Source organism: Microcystis sp. 49638_E5 (assembly GCF_021300285.1).
Classification (GTDB): Bacteria; Cyanobacteriota; Cyanobacteriia; order Cyanobacteriales; family Microcystaceae; genus Microcystis; species Microcystis aeruginosa_C.
Genome location: NZ_JAJTDH010000049.1, coordinates 20,243 through 27,021 on the forward strand (window position 1 = coordinate 20,243; position 6,779 = coordinate 27,021).

Annotated in this window: 5 protein-coding genes and 1 rRNA gene; 4 read left to right on the top strand and 2 right to left on the bottom strand. The window is 39.2% G+C overall.

All coding sequences use genetic code 11. From position 1 onward, the window contains the following. Window positions 1–12: 12 nt before the first annotated feature. Window positions 13–939: a branched-chain amino acid transaminase gene (locus LW728_RS14480; RefSeq protein WP_002802232.1), complete on the top strand. Its 927-nt coding sequence runs from the start codon at window positions 13–15 to the stop codon at window positions 937–939. A 78-nt stretch (window positions 940–1,017) separates the two neighbouring features. On the opposite strand, the gene LW728_RS14485 is transcribed toward LW728_RS14480, so the two are convergent. Continuing rightward, on the bottom strand, window positions 1,018–1,167 hold the full coding sequence (locus LW728_RS14485; RefSeq protein WP_002802233.1) for a hypothetical protein: 150 nt from the start codon (window positions 1,165–1,167) through the stop codon (window positions 1,018–1,020). Between the two features lie 326 nt (window positions 1,168–1,493). Between LW728_RS14485 and kaiC the strand changes: the two genes are divergently transcribed. From kaiC to LW728_RS14500, 3 genes are all read left to right on the top strand, one after another. Then, on the top strand, window positions 1,494–3,014 hold the full coding sequence (gene kaiC, locus LW728_RS14490; protein ID WP_002797104.1) for a circadian clock protein KaiC: 1,521 nt from the start codon (window positions 1,494–1,496) through the stop codon (window positions 3,012–3,014). Between the two features lie 73 nt (window positions 3,015–3,087). Then, window positions 3,088–3,918 (top strand): amino acid ABC transporter substrate-binding protein, encoded by an 831-nt coding sequence (locus tag LW728_RS14495; protein ID WP_002802235.1) that lies wholly within the window; start codon window positions 3,088–3,090, stop codon window positions 3,916–3,918. 84 nt (window positions 3,919–4,002) lie between these two features. After that, window positions 4,003–6,627 carry a DNA polymerase III subunit alpha gene (locus LW728_RS14500; RefSeq protein ID WP_287666978.1) on the top strand — a complete coding sequence of 875 codons (2,625 nt, stop codon included), beginning with the start codon at window positions 4,003–4,005 and terminating at the stop codon, window positions 6,625–6,627. A 47-nt stretch (window positions 6,628–6,674) separates the two neighbouring features. Here the strand turns inward: LW728_RS14500 and rrf are convergent. Beyond that, window positions 6,675–6,779, bottom strand: a 5S ribosomal RNA gene (rrf, locus tag LW728_RS23420); the annotation flags it as partial.

The window sequence follows — 6,779 nt, forward strand, 5'->3', positions numbered from 1 at the left end:
ATCAACAAAAAAATGTCTATTACCGCCGAAATTCCTTTCCTTCCTCTCGCCTATTTTGAGAATAAATTTATCCCTTTTACTGAGGCAAAATTATCCGTTGCTACCCACGCACTACACTACGGAACTGCCGCTTTTGGGGGTTTACGAGGTACTCCCGACCCTAGCAATCCGGGACAGATATTATTGTTTAGATTAGAACGTCATTGTCAGCGTTTAAGTCAAAGCGCTAAGTTTCTTAATTACGAGATTACTGCCGATAAAATCTATCAAATAATTATCGATTTTGTTAAAAAGAATCAGTGTAATCGACCTTTTTATATTCGTCCCCTTGTCTATAGTTCGGGGTTGGGAATTGCACCGCGATTGCATGGTATCGAGAAGGATTTTCTAGTCTATGGTCTAGAAATGGATGACTATTTAGCAGCCGATGGGGTTAATTGCCGGATTAGTTCTTGGTATCGTCAAGAGGATAGAAGTTTCCCGTTGCGAGGTAAAATTAGCGCCGCTTATATCACTTCTGCTTTAGCAAAAACGGAAGCGGTAGAATCGGGGTTTGATGAGGCAATTTTAATGAATTCTCAGGGTAAAGTCTGTGAAGCGACGGGAATGAATATTTTTATCATCAGAAATGGTCAGCTAATTACTCCTAGTTTTGACCAAGATATCCTAGAGGGTATTACTAGAGATAGTGTTTTAACTATCGCGCGGGATTTGGGGATTCCAGTTATTGAAAGACCCGTAGATAAGACGGAGTTATTTATCGCTGATGAGGTGTTTTTAAGTGGCACTGCGGCGAAAATTACTCCGATTAAAAAGATTGAAACTTTTTCTTTACCTGCGGCTAAACCGATTACTTATCAGTTAAAAGAAAAGTTAAGTTCTATCGTTCTCAATCAGGAACCAAAGTATCAAGATTGGATTACTCAAGTTCCTTTATAGTTAGAGAAATTTACTTGATTTTTCCTTGAGATGCGTCAAATAATGGCGCATCTCAAGGAACCCTGAAATAAAGAGAATTTATCTATTTTTCGGTTTGGCTCCTTCCTGTATATAGGTTATAGTTTTATTAGGATTAATCTTCAGGATGAGTTTATTATCTCTTGCTATTTTTTGTCTTTGATTATCGCTTTCTTGCTGATTTTGATTACTATCGGTTGTATTTTTCATAGTAGAGCAAATAACTATGATTATACCTTAAACTCTATCAAAGTTGTCAAGAATAGTATTAATCAACTAAATACAAAAATTACTTTGATTCTGACTATTAGTTTATTGGTATTTTGGTTAATTGTGGCTAAGATTTACCTGCTTATATAGTTTCCCTTGACTCTAACCAATCTCTTTATGCTTGGGTGAAGCTGTCCTGCATTTAAACTATGTCTTGGAAATTTTATTACCAATGCTCAAACTCTCAAACTAGGGATGAATTTCTGGTATCGCTGGTCACTGAAATAGGTACAATAAACATTAGCTCGTTTTCATAGAGAACTTAAATGACGCAAAATAATCCCCTAGAGTTGATTGAGAAGTTAGAAACAGGAATCCCCGGCTTTGATTTTCTTTCGGAAGGGGGATTACCGAAAGGAAGAGCAACTTTGATAGCGGGGACGGCAGGAAGTGCTAAAACGGTCTTTGCCTGTCAATTTCTCGCAGAAGGCATCAAAAATGGAGAAAATGGCGTTTTTGTCACCTTCGAGGAGCCACCCCAAGCACTAAGAAAAAATATGGGTGGTTTTGGTTGGAATATCCGGCAGTGGGAGGAGAATCGCCAATGGGCCTTTGTTGATGCTTCCCCCCAACCAGAAGAAAAGCCGATGGTGACGGGAGAATACGACCTAGGCGCATTAATCGCTCGCATTGAGTTTGCTATCCGCAAAAATAAAGCCAAACGGGTGTCTATGGATTCTTTAGGCGCAATTTTTAGCCATTTAAGTGATAGCGCTCAAGTGAGAAGTGATCTTTTTCGTCTGGCAACCGCTTTGCGAGAATTGGAAGTAACAGCGATTATGACCGCGGAAAGAACCCAAGAATACGGCGAAATCAGTCGTTATGGGGTGGAGGAGTTTGTGGCCGATAATGTGGTGATTTTACGCAACGTTTTAACCGATGAGAAAAGAAGAAGGACGATCGAAATTTTAAAATATCGGGGAACCGATCACCAAAAAGGAGAATTTCCTTTTACAATTATTCCCAATAAAGGGGCCGTGATTATTCCTTTGTCAGCTATTGAATTAGAACAAAAATCCTCTAATATTCGTATTACTTCCGGCAGCCTCGAACTCGATAGAATGTGTGGGGGTGGTTTCTTCCGCGATTCGGTTATTTTGGTTTCGGGAGCCACAGGAACAGGAAAAACCCTGATGGTGACAGAATTTATGGCCGGGGGAGTAACCAATGGGGAAAGATGTTTAATTTTTGCCTTCGAGGAAAGTCGCGAACAGTTATTTAGAAATGCTACCGGTTGGGGGGTGGATTATGACCGCATGGAAAAGGAAGGTAAATTAAAGGTAGTCTGCCGTTATCCCGAAACTACGGGTTTAGAAAATCATTTAATTATGATGAAGGAAATTATCGAGGAGTTTCAACCTAATCGAGTGGCAGTAGATAGTTTATCTGCTTTAGAAAGGGTTTCTAATCTGAAAGGATTTCGGGAATTTATTATCGGTTTGACTTCTTTTATTAAGCAAAAAGAGGTGGGAGGATTATTTACTTCCACCACTCCCACTTTATTAGGAGGTTCCTCGATTACAGAAGCGCATATTTCTACAATTACCGATTCAATTATTCTGCTGCGTTATGTGGAAATGTATGGAGAAATGCGCCGCGGTATCACTGTTTTAAAAATGCGCGGTTCTATGCACGATAAGGATATTCGTGAGTTTTCGATCGATCATCAAGGTATGCACATCGGCCAACCTTTCCGCAATGTTACCGGAATTCTGGCCGGAACTCCTATGTACACAGCACAAACAGAAGTAGAACGTTTGAGTGGATTATTTGAGGATCGTAGTTAAAATATAGCGGCATTTGCTAATCGCGCGTCGGTGGTTAGCTTTTTTCTCCCTATCTCCTTCTTGCTTTCTTGATATGTCTAAAAACTTTTGCTTTATTTTTCTAGGTCTTTTACTGATAAATAATCTACATTTATCAGCCTTGGCAGAAACAGTTTTACAAAGAATTGCTCGCACGGGAGAATTAAAAGCGGCAGCCAGAAAAGATGCTGTTCCCTTTAGTTATATCGATGAGAAAACGGGACAATGGACAGGTTACGGAGTGGAATTAATGCGCTTAGTCCAACGTCGATTAGCACAAGAATTAGGTAAACCGATTACAATAACCTTTACAGAAGCGACGACTAATAATCGTTTTCAGCAAGTGGAACAGGGACAAGTAGATTTATCCTGTAATGCGGCAACAATTACGGAAGAAAGACTAGAAAAGGTTAATTTTTCTATTCCCTATTTTATGACAGGAGCGCAATTTTTAACTAAAAGGGAAAATGTTGATAAAATAGATATTAATAACACTTTAGCGGCAGTTGCGATCGCCTATATTCCCCACACCACCACCGATAGTATTATTCGTTATATCTATCCTCTGGCTAATTGGCAAGCTGTCAGCGATCGAAGTGAAGCAGTGGCAAAATTACAAAGGGGAGAAGTAAAAGCAGTGGTTAGTGATGGAATTCTTCTACTGGGGGAAATCGTTAAACAAGGACAGGATCCGCGACAATTTGTGCTACTACCCAGTCAACCGATTACCACCGAACTTTATGGCTGTATTTTACCCAAAAACGATCCCGAATGGAAAAAATTTGTTGATACTGTCGTCGGCAGCAATGATAACCAGAAACTTCGAGAACAATGGTTTAATTTAGAAGAAAGTTCTTTCCCCTATAGGATTCTCAATCAACCCTAAAAATAGACTGTGATTGCTGAAAATTAAAAGTAAGTAAATTCTGGTTTTTTTCCACTTTTCCTTGTCACTTTTTCCTGAAAAACTATGTCTTTTGTCGGTTTACATATTCACAGTGATTATAGCTTACTTGATGGTGCTTCCCAATTACCGGCACTAATTGATCGAGCGATCGAATTAGGACAACCAGCGATCGCTTTAACCGATCATGGAGTCATGTATGGTGCGATCGAATTAATTAAAATCTGCCGTAATAAGGGAATAAAACCAATTATTGGCAACGAAATGTATGTAGTAAATGGCGATATTGAAGTCAATCTTCGCCACCGAAAATATCATCAAGTTGTTTTAGCCAAAAACACACAAGGCTATAAAAATCTGGTTAAATTAACTACTATTTCTAATCTGAAAGGTATTCAAGGTAAAGGCATTTTTGCTCGTCCTTGTATCAATAAAGAGTTACTCCAACAATACCACGAAGGATTGATAGTTACCAGTGCTTGCTTGGGTGGAGAGATTCCTCAAGCGATTTTAGCTAATAACAGGAAACTGGCTAAGGAAACTGCTAAATGGTATAAAAAACTTTTTGGTGATGATTTTTATTTAGAAATTCAAGACCACGGTTCTAAAGAAGATCGGATTGTCAATGTAGAAATAGTTAAAATTGCTAAAGAATTAGGAATTAAAGTAGTTGCTACTAACGATTCTCACTTTATTTCCTGTTACGATGTAGAGGCACACGATGCCTTGCTTTGTATTCAAACTGCCAAGTTAATTACTGAAGACAAACGCCTCCGTTATAGTGGCACAGAATACTTAAAATCTGCTGATGAAATGCGCTTACTTTTCCGTGATCATCTGCCAGAAGATGTGATTGAAGAAGCGATTAATAACACCTTAGAAGTAGCAGAAAAAGTCGAACCTTATAACATATTTAATGAACCGAGACTCCCTAATTATCCAGTTCCTGCGGGACATACTGCTGATAGTTATGTAGAAGAAATTGCTTGGTTAGGATTACTAGAAAGATTAAAATGTCCTTCTCGTCACGAGATTGAACCTGTTTACAAAGAAAGGCTTGAATACGAATTAAAAATGCTACAGAAAATGGGATTTTCTACCTATTTTCTCGTCGTTTGGGACTATATAAAATATGCTAGAGATCATGATATTCCCGTCGGTCCAGGACGCGGTTCGGCGGCGGGTTCTTTGGTAGCATATTCTTTAAAAATAACCAATATTGATCCCGTTCATCACGGTTTATTATTTGAGCGTTTTCTCAATCCTGAACGGAAATCTATGCCTGATATTGATACGGATTTCTGTATCGAGAGACGGGATGAAATGATCCAATACGTTACGGAAAAATACGGGGAGGCTAATGTTGCTCAAATCATTACTTTTAACCGTATGACATCAAAAGCTGTTTTAAAAGATGTGGCGCGGGTGTTAGATATTCCCTATGCCGAATCGGATAAAATGGCGAAAATGATTCCCGTTTCTCGCGGTAAACCCACACCTTTAAAAGTGATGATTTCCGATGAAACTCCCGAACCGGCATTTAAAGAAAGATACGATACGGAACCCCATGTGCGTCATTGGTTAGATATGGCAATTCGTATCGAAGGTACTAACAAAACCTTCGGAGTTCATGCCGCGGGAGTCGTCATTTCTTCCCAGCCTTTAGATGAAGTGGTTCCCCTCCAGAAAAATAATGATGGGGCGGTAATTACCCAATATTTCATGGAGGATTTAGAATCATTGGGATTGTTAAAAATGGACTTTTTAGGGTTAAGAAATTTAACCACTTTGAAAAAAACCGCCGATTTAGTTAAACAAAATCAGGGTATATATATCGATCTCGATCAATTGCCTTTAGATGAAAGAAAAGCCCTGCAAATTCGGGCTAAAGGGGAACATAAAAAACTACCTCCCGATATTCTCAAAACCCATGAATTACTAGAAGAAGGGGATTTAGAAGGTATTTTCCAGTTAGAATCATCGGGAATGAAACAGATCGTTAAAGAGTTAAAACCATCGGGTATTGAGGACATATCTTCAATCTTAGCACTCTATCGCCCCGGACCTTTAGATGCGGGATTAATTCCTCTCTTTATTGGCAGAAAACACGGTAGAGAACCCATTCGTTATGATCATCCCTTATTGGAACCAATTCTTAAGGAAACCTACGCAGTTTTAGTCTATCAAGAACAGATTATGAAAATGGCGCAGGATTTAGCGGGTTATTCCCTGGGAGAAGCGGATCTATTGCGTCGGGCAATGGGTAAGAAAAAAGCCTCCGAAATGCAGAAACAAAGGGAGATGTTTATCGATGGTGCTGCTAAAAATGGCGTGGAAAAAAGAATCGCTGAAAATCTCTTTGAACAGATGGTAAATTTTGCCGAATATTGTCTAGGAGGTGAGACGTTAATTTTAACTGAGGAATACGGATTATTACCAATTGCTAAAATTGTCAGCGAAGAAATTAACTGCACTGTTTATAGTGTAGATAAAAATGGTTTTGTTTATAGTCAACCAATCTCTCAATGGCACGAGCGAGGTTTACAAGAAGTCTTTGAATACACCCTAGAAAATGGGCAAACTATCCAAGCAACCAAAGATCATAAATTTATGACTAGCGACGGAGAAATGTTAGCCATAGATACAATATTTGAGCGAGGTTTAGATTTAAAATCCTCTGATTTTTCCTAAAAACCAAACCCCCCAATCTTGTCGGATTGAGGGGTAGGAAAGAATAATCCTGGCATCGAGCTATTGTCCCGGTCGGCAACCCGACAAGTATCTTGGCCACGGTGAAGTTTCACAACCGAGTTCGGGATGGAATCGGAGTGGTGCCATCACGT